This window comes from Thiopseudomonas acetoxidans (assembly GCF_030362935.1).
GTDB classification, from domain to species: Bacteria; Pseudomonadota; Gammaproteobacteria; order Pseudomonadales; family Pseudomonadaceae; genus Thiopseudomonas; species Thiopseudomonas acetoxidans.
This window is the reverse complement of record NZ_JAUCDY010000005.1, coordinates 110,520-132,142: the sequence shown is the minus strand read 5'-3', so window position 1 is coordinate 132,142 and position 21,623 is coordinate 110,520. Positions and strand designations below refer to the sequence as shown.

Annotated in this window: 17 protein-coding genes; 5 read left to right on the top strand and 12 right to left on the bottom strand. The window is 49.8% G+C overall.

What is annotated here, in order from left to right; genetic code table 11:
• Position 1 precedes the first annotated feature (1 nt).
• The gene (locus tag QEZ41_RS05940) at positions 2–3,070 is read left to right on the top strand and encodes an efflux RND transporter permease subunit (RefSeq protein ID WP_289410479.1); all 3,069 of its coding nucleotides are present in this window, start codon (positions 2–4) and stop codon (positions 3,068–3,070) included.
• A gap of 12 nt (positions 3,071–3,082) precedes the next feature.
• Here QEZ41_RS05940 and yjgA read toward each other — a convergent pair whose 3' ends face one another.
• Positions 3,083–3,607: a ribosome biogenesis factor YjgA gene (yjgA, locus tag QEZ41_RS05935; RefSeq protein WP_289410478.1), complete on the bottom strand. Its 525-nt coding sequence runs from the start codon at positions 3,605–3,607 to the stop codon at positions 3,083–3,085.
• A gap of 161 nt (positions 3,608–3,768) precedes the next feature.
• On the opposite strand from yjgA, the gene pmbA reads away from it, so the two are divergent.
• On the top strand, positions 3,769–5,115 hold the full coding sequence (gene pmbA, locus QEZ41_RS05930) for a metalloprotease PmbA (RefSeq protein ID WP_289410477.1): 1,347 nt from the start codon (positions 3,769–3,771) through the stop codon (positions 5,113–5,115).
• Positions 5,116–5,119: 4 nt separating this feature from the next.
• Here the strand turns inward: pmbA and QEZ41_RS05925 are convergent, their stop codons facing one another.
• From QEZ41_RS05925 to QEZ41_RS05915, 3 genes are read right to left on the bottom strand one after another with little or no spacing between them, the layout of a single operon-like run.
• Entirely contained in the window at positions 5,120–6,274 is a 1,155-nt protein-coding gene (locus QEZ41_RS05925; RefSeq protein ID WP_289410476.1) for a zinc-ribbon and DUF3426 domain-containing protein, read from the bottom strand.
• A 30-nt stretch (positions 6,275–6,304) separates the two neighbouring features.
• Entirely contained in the window at positions 6,305–7,201 is an 897-nt protein-coding gene (gene prmA, locus QEZ41_RS05920) for a 50S ribosomal protein L11 methyltransferase (protein ID WP_289410475.1), read from the bottom strand.
• 47 nt (positions 7,202–7,248) lie between these two features.
• Entirely contained in the window at positions 7,249–8,403 is a 1,155-nt protein-coding gene (locus tag QEZ41_RS05915) for a 1-acyl-sn-glycerol-3-phosphate acyltransferase (protein WP_289410474.1), read from the bottom strand.
• An 83-nt stretch (positions 8,404–8,486) separates the two neighbouring features.
• On the opposite strand from QEZ41_RS05915, the gene QEZ41_RS05910 reads away from it, so the two are divergent.
• Positions 8,487–8,762 (top strand): putative signal transducing protein, encoded by a 276-nt coding sequence (locus QEZ41_RS05910; protein WP_289410473.1) that lies wholly within the window; start codon positions 8,487–8,489, stop codon positions 8,760–8,762.
• Positions 8,763–8,768: 6 nt separating this feature from the next.
• Here the strand turns inward: QEZ41_RS05910 and QEZ41_RS05905 are convergent, their stop codons facing one another.
• The 7 genes from QEZ41_RS05905 to QEZ41_RS05875 all read right to left on the bottom strand — a co-directional run bounded on the left by QEZ41_RS05905 (position 8,769) and on the right by QEZ41_RS05875 (position 15,448).
• On the bottom strand, positions 8,769–9,284 hold the full coding sequence (locus QEZ41_RS05905) for a disulfide bond formation protein B (protein WP_289410472.1): 516 nt from the start codon (positions 9,282–9,284) through the stop codon (positions 8,769–8,771).
• A gap of 42 nt (positions 9,285–9,326) precedes the next feature.
• Positions 9,327–10,529 (bottom strand): heme biosynthesis HemY N-terminal domain-containing protein, encoded by a 1,203-nt coding sequence (locus QEZ41_RS05900; protein ID WP_289410471.1) that lies wholly within the window; start codon positions 10,527–10,529, stop codon positions 9,327–9,329.
• Positions 10,526–11,812 (bottom strand): uroporphyrinogen-III C-methyltransferase, encoded by a 1,287-nt coding sequence (locus QEZ41_RS05895; RefSeq protein WP_289410470.1) that lies wholly within the window; start codon positions 11,810–11,812, stop codon positions 10,526–10,528. Before QEZ41_RS05895 ends, QEZ41_RS05900 begins: the two co-directional genes overlap by 4 nt.
• Positions 11,813–11,824: 12 nt before the next feature.
• Complete coding sequence (locus QEZ41_RS05890; protein ID WP_289410469.1) at positions 11,825–12,595, bottom strand: uroporphyrinogen-III synthase; 771 nt, start codon at positions 12,593–12,595, stop codon at positions 11,825–11,827.
• 2 nt (positions 12,596–12,597) lie between these two features.
• Entirely contained in the window at positions 12,598–13,533 is a 936-nt protein-coding gene (gene hemC, locus QEZ41_RS05885) for a hydroxymethylbilane synthase (protein ID WP_289410468.1), read from the bottom strand.
• 105 nt (positions 13,534–13,638) lie between these two features.
• The gene (locus QEZ41_RS05880) at positions 13,639–14,376 is read right to left on the bottom strand and encodes a LytR/AlgR family response regulator transcription factor (RefSeq protein WP_289410467.1); all 738 of its coding nucleotides are present in this window, start codon (positions 14,374–14,376) and stop codon (positions 13,639–13,641) included.
• Entirely contained in the window at positions 14,357–15,448 is a 1,092-nt protein-coding gene (locus tag QEZ41_RS05875; RefSeq protein ID WP_289410466.1) for a sensor histidine kinase, read from the bottom strand. Before QEZ41_RS05875 ends, QEZ41_RS05880 begins: the two co-directional genes overlap by 20 nt.
• 261 nt (positions 15,449–15,709) lie before the next feature.
• Between QEZ41_RS05875 and QEZ41_RS05870 the strand changes: the two genes are divergently transcribed.
• Positions 15,710–17,155, top strand: a complete 1,446-nt coding sequence (locus QEZ41_RS05870; RefSeq protein ID WP_289410465.1) for a catalase — start codon at positions 15,710–15,712, stop codon at positions 17,153–17,155.
• A gap of 78 nt (positions 17,156–17,233) precedes the next feature.
• Here the strand turns inward: QEZ41_RS05870 and uvrA are convergent, their stop codons facing one another.
• Positions 17,234–20,059, bottom strand: a complete 2,826-nt coding sequence (gene uvrA / locus QEZ41_RS05865; RefSeq protein WP_289410464.1) for an excinuclease ABC subunit UvrA — start codon at positions 20,057–20,059, stop codon at positions 17,234–17,236.
• A 163-nt stretch (positions 20,060–20,222) separates the two neighbouring features.
• Here uvrA and QEZ41_RS05860 point away from each other — a divergent pair, with 163 nt between their 5' ends.
• Positions 20,223–21,614, top strand: coding sequence for an MFS transporter (locus tag QEZ41_RS05860; RefSeq protein WP_289410463.1), 1,392 nt, complete (start codon positions 20,223–20,225; stop codon positions 21,612–21,614).
• Positions 21,615–21,623 lie beyond the last annotated feature (9 nt).

Here is a 21,623-nt window from a genome sequence, read left to right as displayed (position 1 = left end):
CATGCATTTTAATCTGTCGGCGTGGGCCTTAAATAATCGTCCGCTGGTGCTCTTTGTCATGCTGATGGCCAGTATTGTCGGTTTTATGGCCTATGGACAGCTAGGGCAAAGTGAAGATCCACCGTTCACCTTTAAAGCCATGGTTATTAATACCCAGTGGCCTGGCGCAACGGCTGAAGAAGTGTCGCGTCAGGTGACCGAGCGTATCGAAAAAAAGCTGATGGAAACCGGCCTGTTTGAGAAAATAGTGTCTTTTTCCCGTCCTGGTGAATCGCAAGTAACCTTTGTTGCGCGTGATGATCTGTCGTCAAAGGATGTGCCAGAGCTGTGGTATCAGATACGTAAGAAAATAGCAGATATTCGCCACACCTTACCCAGAGAAATACGCGGTCCTTTCTTTAATGACGAGTTTGGTACGACCTTTGGCAATATCTATGCGCTAACCGGGCAGGGTTATGATTATGCCGTGCTTAAAGACTACGCTGAGCGCGTGCAGTTACAGCTGCAGCGCGTCGCCGATGTGGGCAAGGTTGAGCTAGTCGGTTTGCAGGAAGAAAAAATTTGGATTGAAGTTTCTAATACCCGCTTAGCCAATCTGGGCGTGTCCTTGCAAGCCATTCAGCAAGCCTTGGAAGCACAGAATACGGTGTCGGCCACAGGTTTTTTTGAGACGGATACGGACCGTATTCAGCTCAGAGTGAGTGGCCGTTTTACAGCAGTGAAAGAGATTTGTGATTTCCCTATTCGTGTCGGCGACCGTACCTTTCGTTTAGCGGATGTGGCTGAGGTGCAGCGGGGCTTTAATGATCCTGCCGCACCAAGAATGCGCTTTATGGGTGAAGATGCATTGGGTTTAGCCGTGTCTATGCAGGACGGTGGCGATATTTTGGTGCTAGGCAACGCGCTGGAAAAGGAATTTTCTCGTTTGCAGGAAGGACTGCCAATCGGCATGGAGTTGCGCAAAGTATCAGATCAACCCGCAGCCGTTAAAACCAGTGTTGGCGAGTTTATGCAGGTGCTTATTGAGGCGCTGGTTATTGTTCTACTGGTCAGTTTCTTTTCGTTGGGTTTTCGTACCGGATTGGTGGTGGCATTTTCCATTCCTATCGTGCTGGCCATCACTTTTGCTCTAATGCATTACTTCAATATAGGGCTGCATAAGATATCTCTTGGCGCGTTAGTGCTGGCTCTGGCTTTGATGGTGGACGATGCCATTATCGCGGTAGAAATGATGGCCATTAAGATGGAGCAAGGCTTTGAACGGGTTAAAGCGGCCAGTTTTGCTTGGACCAGTACCGCATTTCCGATGTTGACAGGCACCCTTATTACCGCAGCAGGTTTTTTACCAATCGCCACAGCAGAGTCCACAGTGGGCGAGTACACGCGCTCTATTTTCCAAGTGGTGGGAATTGCGCTGATGGTGTCCTGGTTTGCTGCGGTGCTTTTTGTACCCTATTTGGGTGACAAGCTACTGCCGGATTTGGCGCGGATTAAAGCGGCCAAACACGGCAATAAAGAAGGCGAGCACGATCCCTATGCCACGCCGTTCTATCAGCGTTTTCGTGCTTTAGTCAGTTGGTGTGTGGATTACCGTAAAACGGTTATTGCTGTGACCTTGGCGTTATTTGTCGCCGCCTTGGCTGCATTTCCGTTAGTGCCTAAGCAGTTTTTTGCTGATTCTAATCGGTTGGAATTACTCTTAGATATCAAGCTTGCAGAAGGCGCCTCGCTTAAAGCCACGCAGCAGAAAGTAGAACGTATTGAGCAGCGATTAAAAGAGCGTGAAGGTATCGTCAACTATGTGGTTTACATAGGTGCAGGTTCGCCACGTTTTTATCTGCCGCTGGATCAACAGTTACCCACGACCAGTTTTGCCCAATTTGTGTTGCTCACAGAAGATTTAGAGCAGCGCGAAGAGATACGTGCGTGGCTGATTGAGTTGATGCATACAGAGTTTGCTGATATGCGTTCACGCATCACCCGTTTGGAAAATGGACCGCCAGTGGGTTATCCAATTCAGTTTCGCGTATCAGGTGAGCATATTGAACAAGTGCGTGATTATGCACGCCAAGTGGCTGGTAAGGTGCGGGATAATCCGCATGTAGCCAACGTGCATCTGGATTGGGAAGAACCCAGCAAGATCGTACATTTAACCATAGATCAAGACCGTGCCCGCGCCTTGGGTGTTAGCAGTGCAGGACTGGCGCATTTTTTACAGAGCGCCTTATCCGGCACTTCTGTAAGCCAGTATCGTGAAGGTAATGAGCTAATCGAAATCTTGCTGAGAGGGACTGAGCAGGATCGTACGGATCTGGCATCACTGGCTAGCCTGTCAGTGCCTACGGAGCTGGGTACGCATGTTTCTTTAGCGCAGGTGGTCAGTTTAGATTATGGCTTTGAAGAGGGTGTGATTTGGCATCGCAATCGTTTGCCAACTGTGACGGTTAGAGCAGATATTTATGGTAGCCAGCAAGCGGTGGATGTGACCGCACAAATTATGCCCACGCTAAAAGACATCCAAACGAATTTGCCTGCAGGTTATTTGCTGGAGGTGGGCGGTACGGTAGAGGATTCAACACGTGGACAGCAGTCTGTCGTTGCCGGTGTGCCGTTATTTTTGGTGGTAGTGCTTAGTTTGCTGATGATTCAGCTGCGCAGCTTCTCACGCTCAGTGATGGTGCTGTTAACTGCGCCTTTGGGGCTAATAGGAGTGGTGGTCTTTTTGCTGCTGCTCAACAAGCCTTTTGGCTTTGTCGCCATGCTTGGCACTATTGCTCTATCAGGCATGATTATGCGTAATGCAGTGATTTTAGTTGATCAAATAGAGACGGATATTCATGCCGGTCACAGCCAATGGCAGGCGGTTATTGATGCTACTGTGCGCCGCTTTAGACCTATTGTGCTAACAGCTATGGCCGCTGTGCTGGCGATGATTCCTTTGTCGCGCAGTGTGTTTTTTGGGCCGATGGCGGTGGCGATTATGGGTGGCTTAGTCTTTGCTACAGCGCTGACACTGTTATTTTTGCCCGCGCTGTATGCCACTTGGTTTCGAGTAAAGAAGCCTGATTAGCGTGCAGCTTGGCTAGCCCTGCTCAAACATTTTCGCATCGTCGAGTTCGCGCAGATAACGAAATATTTTGCGCGCCGTGGTGGGCGGTTTTTCCTGCGCGCGTTCCTGCTGAGCTTGGCGAATCAATCCGCGCAGGTGCTGACTGTCGGTTTCTGGGTAGGCCTGCATAAAGGCTTGTAGCGCCTCATCCCCTTCAACAATCAAACGTTCACGCCAGCGCTCTAACGCATGAAAACGGTCGTTGTGTTGACGGCTGCTGCTGTCCATTAAATCCAAGACGCTATGAATGGTAGTAAGATCCTGTCCGCGCAGTAATTTGCCTAAAAACTGGTTATGGCGTTTACGCGCAATGTGTTTGGTGTGTTTTTTACTTTCGGCCAAGGCTTTGAGCAGCTCATCGCTGAGCTGCATTTGCTGGAGAATGTCTGGTTTAAGTTCAGCAAGGCGGGCGCCAAGGTCTTGTAGGGCAAGCATGTCACGCTTAATCTGTGATTTACTTTTTTCTTCGTTGAGCTCTAAATCTGTAGTATCGGTCATGGAGTTTTCCTTGCTGCGTGCTGATTATTCTAGCAGATGTCCGTAGGGCTAGGTAGCAGCTAGCGTGGCAACATAATCAGTGCCAGTTAAACATCAAGACGAATACACTGGCATGGTGTAGCATGATGCAGTTTTTTGTATGTTTGTAATGGGAGTCATGTATGAGCCGAATTCAACAGCTTGGGCCAGAAACTTTGCCAGAGTTAGAACTGCAGGTAGAACATATTCTTGCTGAGGCAAAACGCCAGGGAGCTAGTGCCTGTGAGGTGGCTGTGAGTACCCAGCAGGGCTTAAGTGTGGGTGTGCGTGAGCGTGACGTTGAGTCGGTTGAGTTCACCCAAGACCAAGGCTTTTCCATTACCGTTTATGCAGGGCAGCGTAAAGGTTCTGCCAGCACGACTGTTGCCGGTACTGAGGCGATTCGTGAAACCGTAGCTGCTGCTTTGGCCATAGCCAAACACACCTCCGAAGATGAATGTGCCGGTTTGGCCAATGCTGAGTTGATGGCCAAAGAGTTGCCTGAGCTGGATATTTGGTATCCATGGGATATAACACCCGAGCAAGCCATAGAGCTAGCGCTTGAGTGTGAGGCTGCAGCCTTTGCCGCTGATACGCGTATCAGCAAAGCCGATGGCACCAGCCTAAATACGGATAATGGCTGTACAGTGTATGGCAATAGCCATGGCTTTATAGGTGGTTACGCCGGTACGCGGCACAGTCTTAGCTGCGTGATGATTGCAGGTCAGGACGACAAAATGCAGCGCAACTATTGGTATGACTATGCGCGCAGTGCAAACAACTTGGCCAGCGTGCAAAGCATAGGGCAGCGTGCTGCTGAGCGTACGGTAAGTCGCTTAGGTGCGCGCTCGGTGCCTACTTGTGAGGTGCCGGTGGTTTTCTCTGCCGAAGTAGCAGGTGGTTTTTTAGGACACTTACTGGGAGCCATTGCTGGTGGTAGCCTGTATCGCAAAACGACCTTTTTAGTGGATGCTTTGGGTGAGCAGTTGTTTCCCGACTGGTTTACCTTGGATGAACGCCCACTGCTTAAAGGCGGTTTGGACAGCAGTGCGTTTGATGGCGATGGGCTGGCGACCTATGCCAAGCCTTTTGTTGAGCAGGGTCGTTTGGTGAGTTACATGCTGAGCACCTATTCAGGACGCAAGCTGGGCATGCCCAGTACAGCGAATGCCGGCGGCGCGCGTAACCTCTTCGTCACCCATGGCGAACATGACCAAGCTGCGCTATTAAAACAAATGGGTCGCGGCTTGTTGGTGACTGAGCTAATGGGGCAGGGTTTAAATCTGGTGACAGGTGACTATTCCCGTGGTGCCGGTGGCTACTGGGTAGAGAACGGCGAAATACAGTATCCCGTGCAGGAAGTAACTATTGCAGGAAACCTGCGTGATCTGTACCGCAATATACAGGCGATAGGTAATGACCTTGACATGCGTAGCAGCATTCGTAGCGGTTCAATACTGCTTGAAAAAATGACTGTAGCAGGGCAGTGAGTTGTTATTCGGGTGAAAGGAACTCAAGACTGTAGTGTTCTGCCAGTTTGGTTGGGATCAGCACTTCAAAAGAAATACGAATAGGAATCTGTGCTGGCATTTGTTGGCTGCCAGCCAGTTCACCGCCTAGGTATTCAGCTGGACTGAACGAGCGACTTGCCAAAGTGGTTTTTTCGCCATCTAAAAAATTAAGTTTAATGAGTGGATAAGCTTGCACGTATGACGCGCGGTTATAGATTACGGCGTCAATCAGTAACGCATCCTTAAACTCGGGATGTTTACGCACCATCAGGTTACTGCTTTTTATAAGATCGACATTGACCCGGCTTGGCATCGAGCAGCCAATAACAGGGCAGAGGCGCTGTATCCACACTCGGCTGTTTTCGTTGCGCGCTAAGTCATCAAAATTAAAGTAGATGTATTGCGCGATAAAGGCGCAGAGGGTGAAAACTGTTAGTCCACCCCAAATAAGGCGACCTTTCCATGGGTTTGGTTTTGGCTTCCAAGTCAGCGCTAAAGGCTCAACATCCAGTTCGGTGAATTCTTCGCGGATGCGCGGCTCTTTTCTTGTACTCGTTTGTTCTGTAGCTGTGTTTTCCGGTTCTGTTGGTGTTGGCTCGGGTGTGAAACGTGTCGTAGTGGCTGAGTCGGCAGGCTGGCTATCAGGCTCGGCTTTAGTTTCTGATGCCAGGCTTGGCTCAGCGAGAGTAAATAGGTCGCCCGCTTCAGGCTCGACGCCTACCTCGGCTAAAAGAGCAGCAGCCCAGGCTTCTTCATCATAAGGAGCTTCGGTAACCTGTGTGGCTTGATAAAAATCAGCGGAAGGCTTGTCGGTATGTTTGATTCCCGGAGTAGTGGTTGGAGAGGTTTGGCTTTCTCGGCTGAAAACCGCCTCTGTAACGAACTGCTCCTGCTGCGCAAGGCGTGCTAATTCCTGTTCGAATTCAGGAGAATCAATATTAATATCCAGATCGTCGTGGATTAAAAAATCTTCTTTTGCTGGTTTTTCGTGTGTGCCCGTTTGCAGTCGCTCTATCGCATTAAATACTTGACGGCAGGAACCACAGCGTACCATGCCGTGCGCCGCTTCTAATTGAGCGGGCAGTAAGCGGAATTTAGTATCGCAATGCGAGCATTGGGTGGTGAATGTGTTAGTCATAAACGAAAATTGGGTCGGGCCTGATTAAAGTCATGCACGATGCATTTTGCGCGTGCCGGCAATGCATACCCACTCGTCTTTAATTTGCGTGGGTTCTAAGTCAAAATCATTAGTATAAGCAGCGCGAACTTCCTCGGCCTGTTCCAGTAAAATGCCTGATAAAACAAGTTGCCCACCGGGGCGTGTATGCTGGGTCAGTTGCGCTGCTAACTGTACCAGAGGGCCGGCTAAAATATTTGCCAACACCACATCAAATCTAGTTTTTTCTGGCATGTTTTGCGCTAAATAGAGGCTAAAGCGTGATGCGTCAATGTTATTGCGCTGTGCATTATCCGCCGTGGCTTCTAAAGCTTGCGGATCGATATCGGTGCAAGTAGCGTGTTGTGCGCCCAGCAATAAACTGGCAATGGCAAGGATTCCTGAGCCACAGCCAAAATCGAGCACCTTTACGCCTTCGCGCAGGTTTTTGTCTAACCATGCAAGGCACAGAGCTGTGGTTTGATGGGTACCCGTGCCGAAGGCCAAGCCTGGGTCGAGTAACAAGTTGACCGCTTCAGGCTCGGGTGCTGCGTGCCAGCTAGGCACTACCCACAAACGCTGACCAAAGCACATCGGCTGAAAGTTATCCATCCAGCTGCGTTCCCAGTCTTGCTCGGGTAACTGCTCAATTTGATACTGCAGCGCGTCTTTTGCGCAACGCTCTGCCAGCTGCTGCTCTAGTGAGGCTTGATTATGGTCTTGCTGATCAAACAAGGCCAGTAAATGGGTTTTGCTCCACAAGGGCGTGGTACCCAGATCAGGTTCATAAATAGGCTGATCCTCGCCGTCCATATAGGTCACTGAAATAGCGCCCAAGGCTAATAATGTATCTTCCCAATATGTAGCTTGCTCTGGAGTAATAGCAAGACGAACCTGCAGCCATGACATAGTAAAACCTTATGCGGTAATTGAAGTTAAACAGAGGCGGTCGTTATTTATTGTGCTTGACTGCGGTATTGGTTTTGCAACGGATTAGCGTACTGCATGATTAAAAAGGGTCGTTGCTCGGTGGGGCAATCAGCAAGTTTTTTCTGCCAAACGCTTTGTGCCAGAGCCACTTCTTTTTCAGTAAACAATTCGCGCGCAGCTGGGACGAGCAAAGCCTGATCGCGCTCACTCCAAGCATGCCAAGCCAGATAATTGATGGGAAACAGGCGGTAGTCCCGCCAAACGATCTGGTCAATCTGCTGTGCTAACTCACGGGCATCAGTAAAGTCATTGCCTATCGGCTCAGAGAAATGCACATGTACCCGGCCTTTGTAACCGGTAATGCCTAACACGATGCTGGCGTCATCCTCACCGGGCTGTTTGGTGTATTTGCCTGTTGTGGCTTTGATGTAAAGCTCTCTGGCTTTGGCGAGATCACAGGGGTCATACTCATAGCTAATGACCACAGGAGTGAGGCTTAGTTGTCTAATGGCCTGATTAAACTCCAACTCGCGCTGTGACATATGCAGCATTTTTAAGATGGCGCTGTCGGTACGGTCATTACCGTCTTTGGCGCGGCCTTCCGCTTGAGCGATCCAAACGGACTGCTGCTCTTGCAAAATTGAATGGTTGATATAACTGGAGAGCTGCATAAAAGCGTCGATTTTTTCACGTCGCCCGCTAACTGAACGCTGCACGATAAAGCTCTTATTAAGACGCATCAAATCGCTGACAAAAGGGCGCTGCAATAAGTTATCGCCAATGGCTAAACGTGGCGTGTTTATCTGGCTTTGATACAGTGCGTAGTTTACATAGGCCGGATCCATCACAATGTCACGGTGATTGCTGAGGAACAGGTGGGGTTGATTGCCGGTTAGGTGCTCAATCCCTGAAAAGCTGATGCCGTCTGTGGCGCGTTTAACCGAGTTTTCAACATAAAAGGCAATGCGTGCTTGCAAATCTGCCACAGAGTTAATATCAGCCAGCTCTTTGCGTAAAGAGTAGCTAATTAAAGGGCGAACTAGCCAGCAGAAATGCTTGGCTAATCTTGGGAAGCGGTATTTTGCAATGGTGTTGAGAAACTCAGGATTAACCGCCAAGCGTTGCAAGACTTCAGCAACTTCATGGTCATGGTAGGGGCGAATGCTGTCAAATTGACCCATGGATATGTTTTCACCAAGAATTGATAATGGAATAAAATGCTATTATACGCTTAAAGCAATTTTAGGTGCAGAGGAACTCATGCATGCAACGAATATACGAACCCGAAGATCTACTACAAGCCAATCTGCTTATCAACATGCTTGCTAATGAAGGGGTTCAAGCGCATTTGCAGGGTGCTGATTTAGTGGGCGGCATGGGTGAACTTCCAGCGCTAGGATTGCTGGCGATTTGGACTCAGGATGAGGATGTGCAGAAGGCTGTAGACTTGATTCAGGGCTATGAGCAAGCACAACCCTGTGCTGAGGAGTTTGCCGAGGCGACGGGCGAGCATAAAACACAGGGCACGCTCTGGTGCTAAAGGGTTTTATCTAAAAATAGATTTGCGCGTAAAACGTTTCAACAACAGCATCAAGCTCCAGAGCAGCATCATAATAAACCCCAGCATACTGAGCTCAGCAATACTGAAGCCAAAGAATGTCCAAGTGACTTCCGCGCAGTCTGAGCTGCCGTGCAGCATCTTGGCTATTACTTCCTGTAGCGGAAAAGCTTCCAGCATAAACTCTAAAGAAGGCAGGCAAGCTGGCAGCTGATCTTTGGGCAGCTGTTGTAGCCAAATTTGTCGACCTGCGGCTGCTATGCCACTACTGGCAACCAGAATCAACAAAAAAGCATATATCTTACGACCCACTGTGGCTGGGTTATGCAGCGCAGCGAGCAGGCTAATCACGCCAAAGGCGATGACGATAACGCGTTGTACATAACACAAAGGGCAGGGCTCAAGCCCCATAAAATACTGCAAATAAAACGCAACCCCCATCAACAGCAAACAGCCCAAAAAGCCAAGACCGAACAGTGTGCGGGACTGAGAGAACAACTGCATATGTAACTCCAAGAGTTATTGCTATTTAGGGTTTTAGTTTGCTCAGTCACTCTTGGTGCTGGCGCGTCTGTCTTGCATATTAATGCTGGCAGTGAGCAGCTGAATACTGCGTTTGTGATCACCCATTTGATTCAACAAACGCGCAAGCTCGGCGTAGACCTTAGGCTGCGGACGCTTTTGCAGACTGGCTTGCAAATAGTCGCGCGCCTTACCCCAAAGCTCGGCTTGCAGACAGAGCTTACCAAGCGCATACAGAGCGATAGGATCCTCAGGTGCTTGCTCTAACCAGCGCTCGGCTGATTGCACCGCCAAACTAGGCTGTGCATGCGGGATTTGTGCGTAGGCTTGCAGTAGTTGCACATCAAACTGCTGATTTAACTGATGACGCAATAATTGTTCAGCTTGCTCGACTTGCTTAAAGATAATGTGCTGTGAGCAAAAAGCCATAAGCAGCGTAGGGTTTTTGTGTAACGCTTTGGGCATGGCATTCCAAATATTATTAACCTGCTCAAACGTGTCAGCTGGCTGGCTGATGCGTCCTTGCCAAGCCTGCTGCTCCAACACATCCAGTTGTTGCGCTTCGACTCGTTTGGTTTTGCGCAATGCTGGGATTATTTTCAACAGTTGTCCCCAGTCTTGCTGTTGCTGGGCAAGCTGGCTGATGCGCAGTAACAACTCTGGATGCTGTGCATATTTTTTATATGATATCAGCAGGCTGTCTTGTGCTTTGCTGAGCTCTCCGCGTGCTGTGTAAATGTCAGCTTGGCACAGAGCAATGGCAGGGCTTTGCTTGGGCTCTTTGGCTTGTGCTTGTAGCAACAGCTTATCGGCGGTTTCGGCTTGATTAAGGTGTTGTGCTGAGCGTGCTGCGGCTAGTAAATAAGGTGCTGGCTGTGGACTGACCTTGCCGGCATACGTCAGTTGCTGCAACGCATCTTGCCAGTTGCCTTGGGCATAATGCAGCATGCCTTTATCAATGGCCGACTGTAAACGCTTTTGCTTATTGGTGCTGGACCAAGGGTTGACCCAACCTGCAGAGCTCAGCAGTGCGCTGAGTATGAGTCGTATGACATAGAGAACGACAAAGAGAATGACAAGGCAGAGTAAAAACACCCAAAGGGTGGCTTCAAAGCGGATGTTTTTCCAGCTAATTAGCACATAGCCTTGGTGTTCAACGACCAGTGTGCCTAAGCCCACTGTCGCCAGCATGACAACGACCAACAGTAAAAAAGTGCGCTTTTTCATTGCTGTACCTCGCTGCGGGTACGGTATTCCAGTGTGCGGTCTTGGATGTAAGCCTGTAGTGCCAGCAAGGCAGGCTTGATGTCAGGCATGCTTTGGCTAACCGGTTGGCCGACTAACTCGTTTAGCAGAGCGGTTAGCGCCTGTGCGGTTTGGTTGTCGCTGGAGAAGTAATACTTCAATAAATCCAACCCCTGTTGAATTGCTTGATCATAGGTTTGCTGTTGACCGTTAAGCGCACCCCATTGTGCTTGCTCAACCGCTAGGCTAATGGCGAGGCGAATGTGGGTAATTTCTTGACTGGACAGCAGCGGCTGAATGTCATCAGGGCTGTTAAAGTCCAAACGCACATAGCTGGACAGTTGGTCCAACCACTGACGCCAAAAGGCGCTATCTGTAACCGTTTCCAGTGTGTTTTCTGTCAGATCGAAACTCGGCATGAGTTGATCAAGCTGACTGATTTGTCGTTGTAGCGCGCCTAGGCGCATAAACAAACCGGCGCGGTCTAGTTTTGGCATGGCTTTAATATCAGCTAACGCTTGGGCGATGGCGTCGCGTGCAGGGTAAGCAGCGATATCGTCTTGCTCAAAGAGGATTTGGTCAGCGCCTTCTACCAGATGCAGAGCGCTGTTGAGATCCTGCATAGCACTGAGGCGTAAAATCGCCATGCGCAGTAAATGCTCGGCTTCAGCCAGGCGCCAGTCTTGACGGGTATTACCAAAGGCAGACTCGAAACGTGTGGTAAAGGCTTGGTGTGCGGATTGCATTTGTTTCAGCGCGCGTTGTTGCGTGGCAAAGTTGTCGCTGCTAGGAAGCTCGGCAAGCTGTAGCCTGAGCTGATCAATCTGTTTGGTTTGGTTGTTGAGCTGTTCTTGCAGCTGGGTTAGCTGGGCTGCTTGCTCTTCATTATTGACTGTTTGCACTGTCGTGGTTTCGTCTTTATTGCCGCCTTGCTGAGTGTAATGCCAGGCTGAAAAAGCCAAGCTGGCCGCAGCGATGAGTAATGCAAACACAGCCACACCATTGCCGGATTTTTTCTCTGTTTGAGTGACGGGCTTGGTTGCAGCAGGCTCTTGTTTTTTAGTGTCCGCGTCGGTTTTATTCGTTTGCTTGTCTGCGCTGTTTTGCGGCTCAGTTGTAGTGGTTTTTTCTTGTGCTACAGGCTGCGTGGGTTCGCTGGCTGGCTTGGTATCTTCTGCAACGGGTTCTGCACTGGGCTTAGTAACCTCTGGTGTGGCGGTTACTTGCTCTTCGTCTTGAGCTTTGCTTTTGCTTTCTTTGGTCATGCTGAAGTCCTTCTATGACTGTAGTGGGCGGTGCTGTTGCAGTGCTTTAATTAAAGCATCATTGCTTGCACCCTGACAGTCAATCACATAGGTTGCGCCTAGGTCTCTAGCTGTTTGCGCCACTCTAGGGCTGGGGGTAAACAGCGGTAACCGAGCAAGTTTAGACCAGTCTATATCAGCAAGCTCAAGCAGATGTTTGAGACCTTGCTCGCTACTAACAACTAGTCCGTTTAATTGGTTTTGTTGGATTGATTCTAGCAGTAAATTCGTTGGATATTCAGGTAAAAAACGTTCGTACAGGGGTAAGAAATCGACAGGCACGCCTTTATCGAGAATTTGCTGCGACAAAAAATCGCGCCCCACATCTGCGCGCATAATCAAAGCGCGCGGATTGGGTTGCCTAAGCGAATCTTGGAATGCAGCAAGAGCTAATAACGCTTCACTGTTATCGCCCTGTTCCGGCCAGCTTACAGGCAAGCCATATTCCTTGAGTATTTGCCCTGTGGCGGCGCCCACACTGAACCATTGCGGACGAGAGGGCGGTTGTGGCCAGTAGGTATCTAGTCGTTCCAGCGCGTAGCGCGCTGCAGGCTTACTGACCACTACGATACTGCTGTAGCGATCTAAATTAAGCATGAGAGTGCGCTGTGCTGGTGTTTCTTCCAGTGCGCGCATGTCCAGCAATGGCAAGCCAAAACTAAAGATTCCCAGTTGCTGGAGTTGCGCCGCCAATAGTTGGTTGTCGGCGGCTGGGCGCGTAATTAATAAACGCCAAGTATTCACGGTTAATTGGATTCAGCGTAAATTTTCGCCAAAATTTCACCTGCGCCTTGGGCAAGCAGATCTTTGGCTACGGAAATTCCAAGAGCTTCAGCATCCGCACGCGGTGCGCGGGCTTCGGCTCTAAGTATGACGGTGCCGTCAGGCTGACCCACCAAGCCGCGCAACCAGAGCTGGTCGCCTTCTAGCACAGCGTAGCAGGCGATAGGTACTTGGCAGCCGCCATTGAGGTGACGATTTAGTGCGCGCTCAGCAAGGATGCGATCAGCGCTGTTTTGTTCGTGTAGAGGCTGTAGCAGTTGGTGTAGCTCGGTATCGTTGGTGCGGCACTCAATACCGACCGCGCCTTGACCACCTGCTGGCAGGCATTCTGTATCGCTTAAGCTGTAGCGGATGCGGTCGTGAAAACCTAAACGCATTAAACCGGCAGCCGCTAAAATAATAGCGTCGTAATCGCCTGCGTCCAGCTTAGCTAGGCGTGTGTTTACGTTGCCGCGTAAAAAGCGTATTTCTAGGTCTGGGCGCAAATTTAGTAGCTGTGCTTGGCGTCTTAAGCTGGATGTACCAACCACGCTACCATGGGGCAGCTCGTCGAGATTGGCGTAATTATTGGAAACAAAGGCGTCGCGTGGGTCTTCACGCTCACAGATGCAGTACAGCCCCAAGCCCTCCGGGAACTCCATAGGTACATCTTTCATGGAATGCACGGCAATGTCAGCTTCGTCATTCAGCAGTGCGGTTTCTAGCTCTTTAACGAACAGGCCTTTGCCGCCAATTTTGGCCAGCGGCGAGTCGAGCAGTTGGTCACCGCGACTCACCATGGGGACTAGACTGACTTTTAGGCCGGGGTGGGCTTGTTCAAGACGGGCTTTAACGTGTTCAGCTTGCCATAAAGCTAAAGCACTTTTGCGAGTGGCAATACGGATATGACGGGTGGACATAGTGGAATCTACTTTTATTTAGAATGATTTGATGGCTAGTGCTTGCCTAGCAAAGTTGCACAGATGATAGCAGCCTGACTAAGCGAGTGCTATATGTGAGCAGGGCTACAGCTTTTCCATGAGCGCTCTTACTGAGCTGACATGGCGACGGCTGACGCTTAGTGGTTGTTCGATGTTTTTTAGGTGAAGTTCGTAATGCCCGTCATCGGTGCGTAGCAGGCGCTCGATATAGTTAATGTTGACCAGAGTACTGCGATGGATGCGGGCGAAACAATGACCAAACTCATGTTCAAGGGACTTTAGCGACTCATCGATCAACGTCTCACCGGTACAGTGATGGACGGTGACATACTTCTGATCGGCAAAGAAATAATAAATATCCGGCAGCGCAATCAGCTCGATACCCTTGTGGGTTTTGGCGCTAATATGACTACGGATATTATCGCCTTCAATATCGTCGGAAATAGCCGCTATCTGCCCCTGACTTAAGCGCGCTGCTTGGCGCAATGCTTGAGCTAAAGGCTCTAAGCGTATCGGTTTAACCAAATAGCCGATGGCATTCACCTGAAAAGCCTCTAAAGCAAATTCATCATGGGCGGTACAGAAAATAATAGCGGGTGCATCGGCTTGCTTAGAAAGTTTTGCCGCGACCTGCAAACCATCCAGTATGGGCATGCGAATATCTAACAGTAAAACATCGGGTTTAAGTGCTTCGCATAGTTCTAGAGCCTGCTGACCGTTGCTGGCTTGCTGGGCTAGCAGCTGGCAATTGGGCAGTTTTTCAATCAGGCGCGCTAAACGTTCGCGCGCTAGAGGTTCATCATCAGCGATTAAGATTTTCATGGTCTTGATCTGCTTCTGTCGGGGTGAGAGAGCAAGGGTAGCTGATATGGGCAATAAATACAGCGCCCTGGCGTGTAGTAATTAGTTTGGCGGTAGGGCCAAAGTGGCTCACTAGGCGGGCTTGAATGTTGTCCAATGCTAAACGCATGCCTTTGTGTGGGCTGACTTGCTCGGGGATGGGGTTGCTGACTTTTAGTTGGAGGCTGTTGTGTTGGTAACTAGCCTGAACGCTAATAGTGCCACCCGCAACGCTGGGCTGAATGCCGTGCAAGACGGCGTTTTCCAGCAAGGGTTGTAAAGTTAAATGAGGGATAGGCAACTGAGGTGGCACGTTTTCTATCTGCCAATCCAATTGCATGCGCTCGCCAAAGCGGTGGTTTTCAATGGATAAATACTGTTGCGCTAGGTTGACTTCTTGCTGCCAAGTGGAGAGTCCGTTGTGGTTGGCTAGTGATGCGCGCAGTAGATCCGACAGGTCTAAAATTGCCAGTTCCGCTTTATCTACATCTATGGCAACCAAGCTGGCGATGCTATTGAGTGTGTTAAATAAAAAATGTGGCTGAATACGAGCCTGCAATGCTTCCAAGCGCGCCTGCAGCTGTGCTTGTTGCTGGCGCTTGGACTCGCTTTGTAAATAAAAAAACCGCAACACAATCGCTGACATGATCAGGCTAATGAGTAGGTTGCGCAGATAGAAAACGCCCAAGCTCTCGCCGCGCAAATAAATACCCAGATATTCGGCGTTGAAATACTGTGTGGCCCAGCTGCATAAAAAAGTCAGCAGCATGACGATTAGGCAGGTTATCAGGCTGGCTGGCACGGCTTTAAGATGGGCGAGCCAAGGCCGTAGCACGCAAAGTAAGGCTGCAGTGAGCAAGACTACCCACTGCACAAATAATGAGGTGAGTGCCAAGCGTGACCAATCAAAACCTTGGTTGATGGGCTCAGCCAGCACGAGTACCAACACCAAAAGCTCGGCGAGTAAAACCAAGCCAAGCAAGGCTTCTGCTTGGCAGAGCTCCGGCAGGAAAAAGTTAGCTTGACTAGGCTTAGAAGTGCTTTTTTTATGCATGGGTAAAAGTGTCACCTGTGCGGGTTCGAATGGCAAGAGCAAACCAAGTTGAACTGTGCATTAGTGCGCCAAACAAGAGTTTTACTGTCGGAAGTCGGGTTGGTTGGGTGGCAAGGCGTTGCTGTGTTAATAGTAATAAGTTTCTGCAAAGTGATAGCTACTGGCTATTGGGGTGGTAATTAATAATTACTATCCTATTTTTATGCAGAGGCTTATAGTCAGTGTGCAGTACCTAATTTATATCGTGCGAGGTAATAAGAAATGACCAGCAAACCCAAGCTAACATCCGTTTCCGGCTGCCCAATCGCTAATAATCAAGACAGCTTAACCGCAGGTGCGCGTGGCCCCATGCTCCTGCAAGATGTCTGGTTTTTAGAAAAACTAGCCCACTTTGATAGAGAAGTCATTCCAGAGCGGCGTATGCACGCCAAAGGCTCAGGTGCTTTCGGTAGCTTTACCGTTACTCACGATATTACCCAATACACTAAAGCCTCTCTATTTGCTGAAGTCGGCAAACAAACCGAGATGTTTGTACGCTTTTCTACCGTTGCGGGTGAGCGCGGTGCCGCCGATGCTGAACGTGATATTCGTGGCTTTGCGATGCGTTTTTATACCGAGCAAGGTAATTGGGATTTAGTCGGTAACAATACGCCCGTTTTCTTCTTTCGTGATCCTTTGAAGTTTCCCGACCTTAACCATGCGGTTAAACGTGACCCACGCACCAATATGCGTAGCCCCACTAACAACTGGGATTTCTGGACAGGCTTGCCTGAAGCTTTGCACCAAGTCACTATTTTAATGAGTGATCGTGGTATTCCTGCGTCCTATCGCCATATGCACGGCTTTGGTTCCCACACTTTTAGCTTTATTAATGCAGATAACGAACGCTTTTGGGTGAAGTTCCATTTCAAAACCCAGCAGGGCATTAAAAACCTGACCGATCAAGAAGCCGCTGAGTTAGTAGGTAAAGACCGCGAAAGCTCGCAGCGTGATTTATATGAAGCGATTGAGCGCAAGGAATTTCCACGCTGGACTATGTATGTACAAATTATGCCTGAAGCCGATGCAGGTAAAGTGCCTTACCACCCCTTTGATTTAACCAAGGTTTGGCCTAAGGGCGATTATCCACTTATAGAAGTAGGGTATTTTGAGCTAAATAAAAACCCTGAAAACTACTTTGCTGATGTAGAGCAAGCGGCATTTAACCCAGCGCATATCGTACCGGGCATTGGCTTTTCACCTGATCGTATGTTGCAAGGTCGTTTGTTCTCTTATGGTGATGCACAGCGCTACCGCTTAGGTGTGAACCACTACCAGATACCAGTGAATACACCGCGCTGCCCAATGCATAGCTTTCACCGCGATGGCGCAATGCGTGTGGATGGTAACCAAGGCAGTCGCTTGCATTACGAGCCTAACAGTCAACAAGAATGGCAAGAACAACCTGATTTTTCAGAGCCGCCGCTTGCACTTGAAGGTATGGCAGATCGTTTTGATTACTGGGAAACTGAACCAGATTATTTCACCCAGCCGGGTAACTTGTTTCGCTTGTTAAGCCCAGCAGAACAACAAGTATTGTTTGAAAATACTGCCCGCAATATGACGGGTGTACCAGAAGAAATTAAGCGCCGTCATATTGAGCACTGTAGCAAGGCGGACCCTGCCTATGGTGAGGGAGTTGCTAAGGCTATGGGTTTAACTCAGTAGCAATAACCTAGCGACAACTAAAAAGCCCGATGCACTGCGTCGGGCTTTTTAGTTGGGCTAAGAGCGAGCTAGTAGTATTTAGCGCTGCAGAGTTTGTTTAAGGAAACGTCCTGTATGGGATACGCTTTGTTCGGTTATCTGCTCTGGTGTACCGGTAGCGATGATTTGTCCACCACGGAAACCGCCCTCAGGACCGAGATCAACAATCCAGTCGGCGGTTTTAATCACATCCAGATTATGTTCGATCACCACCACGGTATTGCCACGGTCGCGTAGGCGATGCAGTACATCTAGAAGCTGTTGGATATCGGCAAAATGCAGGCCAGTGGTGGGTTCATCAAGAATATACAGCGTTTGCCCGGTATCGCGCTTGGATAGCTCGCGTGACAGCTTCACCCGTTGCGCTTCACCGCCTGACAGCGTGGTAGCGCTTTGGCCGAGACGAATATAGGACAGTCCTACATCAATTAGGGTTTGCATGCGCCGTGCTAAGGCGGGAATGGCATCGAAAAACTCTCGTGCGTCTTCCACGGTTAGTTGCAGTACTTCATCAATGGATTTGCCTTTGTAGCGAATATCCAAGGTTTCGCGGTTATAGCGTTTGCCTTTGCAGATATCGCAGGGCACATAGATGTCGGGCAAAAAGTGCATTTCTACTTTAATCACGCCATCGCCCTGACAGGCTTCGCAGCGCCCGCCCTTGACGTTAAACGAAAACCGCCCCGGGGTGTAACCGCGTGCGCGAGCTTCAGGTACGCCAGCAAAAAGCTCGCGAATTGGGGTGAAGATGCCGGTGTAGGTGGCTGGGTTAGAGCGCGGGGTGCGGCCAATGGGGCTTTGATCAATGTCGACCACTTTATCGAGCAGTTCTAAGCCTTCAATGCGCTCGTAGGCTGCTACTTCCAGTGTGGTTGCACCATTTAACGCCGTAGCGGCAAGCGGGTAGAGCGTGCCGTTAATCAGCGTGGATTTACCTGAGCCAGACACCCCAGTAATACAGGTAAGCAAACCAATGGGGATTTCTAAATTAACGTTTTGCAGGTTGTGCCCTTTGGCGCCAATGAGTCGTAGCATCTTGCTGGGGTCGACGGGGGTGCGTTGCTCTGGGTAGGTGATTTTTTTCTTGCCAGAAAGGTACTGGCCTGTTAAAGAGTCGGGGTTATCCATCAGTTGTTGCGGTGTGCCTTGGGCGACGATTTCACCGCCATGCACGCCAGCGCCCGGGCCGATATCGACGGTATAGTCGGCCAAGCGGATAGCATCTTCATCGTGCTCAACCACAATCACGGTATTACCAATATCGCGTAGGTGGGTCAGGGTGGCGAGCAGGCGCTCGTTGTCGCGCTGATGTAGACCGATGGACGGCTCGTCCAGAATGTAGAGCACTCCAACCAGCCCTGCACCGATTTGACTGGCCAGCCGAATACGCTGTGCTTCACCGCCAGATAGGGTGTCAGCGCTGCGATCAAGGGTTAGATAATCCAGCCCAACGTTCACGAGAAACTGCAGTCGAGCACAGATTTCTTTAAGAATTTTATCGGCAATCTCGCCACGGCGACCGGGCAAGGTTAACTGATGATAATAGGCATGGGCATCACCCACCGGCATGCGGGTGATTTCGGGAAGTGTTTTATCGCCCACCCAAACATGACGCGCCGAGCTGCACAGGCGTGAACCTTGGCAATCTGGACAGGCTTGGGTGCTGAGGTATTTACCCAGCTCTTCACGCACGCTGTTAGATTCGGTGTCGCGGTAGCGGCGCTCAAGATTGGGCACTACACCTTCAAAGGGGTGTTTGCGCTGCACAATATCGCCGCGATCATTGAGGTATTTAAACGCGATTTCTTCAAAACCGCTGCCGTTTAATAGGAGTTGCTGATGCTCAGTATCCAGTTGCCCGAAGGGTGTTTCCAGATCAAAGCCATAGTGATCAGACAGAGACATGAGCATCTGAAAATAATAGGCGTTACGTCTATCCCAGCCGCGCATCGCCCCTTCAGCGAGGGTTAGCTCTGGATTGACCAAACGACGGCTATCAAAAAACTGTTTCAGTCCTAAACCATCACAGGTTGGACAGGCACCTGCTGGGTTGTTAAAAGAAAACAGCTTGGGTTCTAATTCACTGACCGAATGACCGCAGTGGGGGCAGGCAAAGCGTGCGGAAAAGACGCTGTTAATATCCACGCCTTCATCCATGCTGGTTATAGTGGCAATACCGTCGGCCAGTTGCAGAGCGGTTTCAAAGGATTCTGCCAAACGCTGGGCTAAATCGTCACGAATTTTAAAACGATCAACCACCACGTCAATGCTGTGACGTTTTTGTTTGTCTAGCTTGGGCAAATCATCCATTTCATAGACTTTGCCGTTGATGCGTACCCGGATAAAGCCCTTAGCGCGCAACTCATCAAGCACCGTTAAATGCTCACCTTTACGCTCACGAATCACCGGCGCCAGCAGCATGTAGCGGTGTTCGGCAGGTAGCGCCATGGCTAAGTCAACCATCTGACTGATAGTTTGCGCCTCTAACGGTGCATTGTGCGTTGGGCAGTGCGGAATTCCCGCGCGGGCATAGAGCAGGCGCAGGTAGTCGTAAATTTCGGTAATGGTGCCCACGGTTGAACGTGGGTTGTGTGAAGTGGATTTTTGTTCAATGGAAATCGCCGGCGATAGCCCTTCGATGGTGTCCACGTCGGGTTTTTCCATCATCGATAAAAACTGTCGTGCATAGGCTGAAAGCGATTCAACGTAACGGCGCTGTCCTTCCGCATAGAGCGTATCAAACGCCAACGATGACTTGCCCGAGCCGGATAAGCCGGTAATCACGATCAGCTTGTTGCGCGGTAAAGTGATGTCGATGTTTTTTAAATTGTGGGTACGTGCGCCCCGAACAATGATGTTATCCACTGCATGCCTCTGGTGGCAAAGAAACAGAGCATTATACGGGAAAGAGTAAGCACGTGCTGAGTTAAGGAAGCGCTGAAAGCATGCACAGGCATTTTTAGACAGGTTTCTTAGCATTCCCACGATAGCCTGTTAAACTTAGCCGCTTGAAAATCGAGGGGGCTAAATGGCTAAGCAGGTAAGTGATGCAATGAATACAAACGAACGCCGCGCAATGAGCGGGTTATCGTTGGTATTTGCTTTCCGCATGTTAGGCATGTTTATGGTGTTGCCCGTTTTGGCTACCTATGGTCAGGAATTAGAAGGTGCCACGCCCTTGCTGATTGGTTTAGCGATTGGTGCTTACGGTTTAACTCAAGCCGTACTGCAAATACCCTTTGGTATGCTCTCAGACCGTATTGGGCGGATGCCGGTTATCTATGCAGGACTGTTGATTTTTGCCGCTGGCAGCGCGGTTGCTGCCATGGCCAGTTCCATTGAAATGATTATTGTTGGACGGGTTTTACAGGGCGCTGGCGCTATTTCTGCCGCCGTGATGGCGCTGTTATCGGATTTAACCCGTGAGCAAAACCGTACTAAGGTGATGGCGGCAATAGGCATGAGTATTGGCCTGTCTTTCGTTGTCGCCATGGTGTTAGGACCGCTGGTAACCCGCTACTTTGGTTTGTCGGGGCTGTTTTGGTTCACGGCATTAATGGCGTTAGCGGGCATGCTGATTATGGCGGTTTGGGTGCCTAAGCCAGGCCATCAAGTTAAGCATTTGGATTCAGGTGTTAATCCTGATTCGTTTTTAAAGGTGCTTGGCCATGGCCAGTTATTGCGCCTAGATGTGGGTATCTTTGTTTTACATGCCTTGTTGATGGCAAGCTTTATGGCTCTGCCGCTAGCACTCATCGAACAGGGCGGACTGGCGCGCGACGAACACTGGTGGGTGTATCTAATAGCAATGGGCGTCGGTTTTTTCGCGATGCTGCCCTTTATTATTTACAGCGAGAAAAAGCGGCAAATAAAGAAGGTGTTTTTAGGTGCGATTGCCATGGTTTTATTTAGCCAGCTGTACTTCCTGTGGTTGGGTACCAGTCTTGCGCTACTGGTGGTTGGAGCGGTTATTTTCTTTGCTGCTTTTAATTTGCTGGAAGCGACGCTGCCATCACTAATCAGTAAGATTTCACCGGCAGGTTCTAAAGGCACGGCAATGGGAATTTATTCTACCAGTCAGTTTTTGGGCGCGGCGGTAGGCGGTATTTTTGGCGGCTGGTTATTTCAGCTGGCGGGCACCAATGCGGTTTTTGCTGGATGTGCGATTTTGGCTGCACTTTGGCTAGCATTTGCTGTTAATATGCAAGAGCCACCTTATGTCACAAGTACGCGTTTAGAGGTAGAGCAGGCGCCGGCTTTGACTGATGATTGGTTAAAGCAACTGCGCGCGCAGTCTGGCGTAATGGATGCGCTGTATGTGGCAGAGGAAGCTGCAGTCTATGTAAAATTTGACAATAAACGTATAGAACGAGCCCAGCTGGAACAGCTTTTAGCTTCTATTATTGGGCGCGATAGATAATTAGGAGAA

Bases quoted from the DNA above. Each gene is read 5' to 3' on its own strand.
- QEZ41_RS05940 (WP_289410479.1), top strand. From the start codon at position 2: ATGCATTTTAATCTGTCGGCGTGGGCCTTAAATAATCGTCCGCTGGTG.
- yjgA (WP_289410478.1), bottom strand. From the start codon at position 3,607: ATGACCGATACTACAGATTTAGAGCTCAACGAAGAAAAAAGTAAATCA.
- pmbA (WP_289410477.1), top strand. From the start codon at position 3,769: ATGAGCCGAATTCAACAGCTTGGGCCAGAAACTTTGCCAGAGTTAGAA.
- QEZ41_RS05925 (WP_289410476.1), bottom strand. From the start codon at position 6,274: ATGACTAACACATTCACCACCCAATGCTCGCATTGCGATACTAAATTC.
- prmA (WP_289410475.1), bottom strand. From the start codon at position 7,201: ATGTCATGGCTGCAGGTTCGTCTTGCTATTACTCCAGAGCAAGCTACA.
- QEZ41_RS05915 (WP_289410474.1), bottom strand. From the start codon at position 8,403: ATGGGTCAATTTGACAGCATTCGCCCCTACCATGACCATGAAGTTGCT.
- QEZ41_RS05910 (WP_289410473.1), top strand. From the start codon at position 8,487: ATGCAACGAATATACGAACCCGAAGATCTACTACAAGCCAATCTGCTT.
- QEZ41_RS05905 (WP_289410472.1), bottom strand. From the start codon at position 9,284: ATGCAGTTGTTCTCTCAGTCCCGCACACTGTTCGGTCTTGGCTTTTTG.
- QEZ41_RS05900 (WP_289410471.1), bottom strand. From the start codon at position 10,529: ATGAAAAAGCGCACTTTTTTACTGTTGGTCGTTGTCATGCTGGCGACA.
- QEZ41_RS05895 (WP_289410470.1), bottom strand. From the start codon at position 11,812: ATGACCAAAGAAAGCAAAAGCAAAGCTCAAGACGAAGAGCAAGTAACC.
- hemC (WP_289410468.1), bottom strand. From the start codon at position 13,533: ATGTCCACCCGTCATATCCGTATTGCCACTCGCAAAAGTGCTTTAGCT.
- QEZ41_RS05880 (WP_289410467.1), bottom strand. From the start codon at position 14,376: ATGAAAATCTTAATCGCTGATGATGAACCTCTAGCGCGCGAACGTTTA.
- QEZ41_RS05875 (WP_289410466.1), bottom strand. From the start codon at position 15,448: ATGCATAAAAAAAGCACTTCTAAGCCTAGTCAAGCTAACTTTTTCCTG.
- QEZ41_RS05870 (WP_289410465.1), top strand. From the start codon at position 15,710: ATGACCAGCAAACCCAAGCTAACATCCGTTTCCGGCTGCCCAATCGCT.
- QEZ41_RS05860 (WP_289410463.1), top strand. From the start codon at position 20,223: ATGGCTAAGCAGGTAAGTGATGCAATGAATACAAACGAACGCCGCGCA.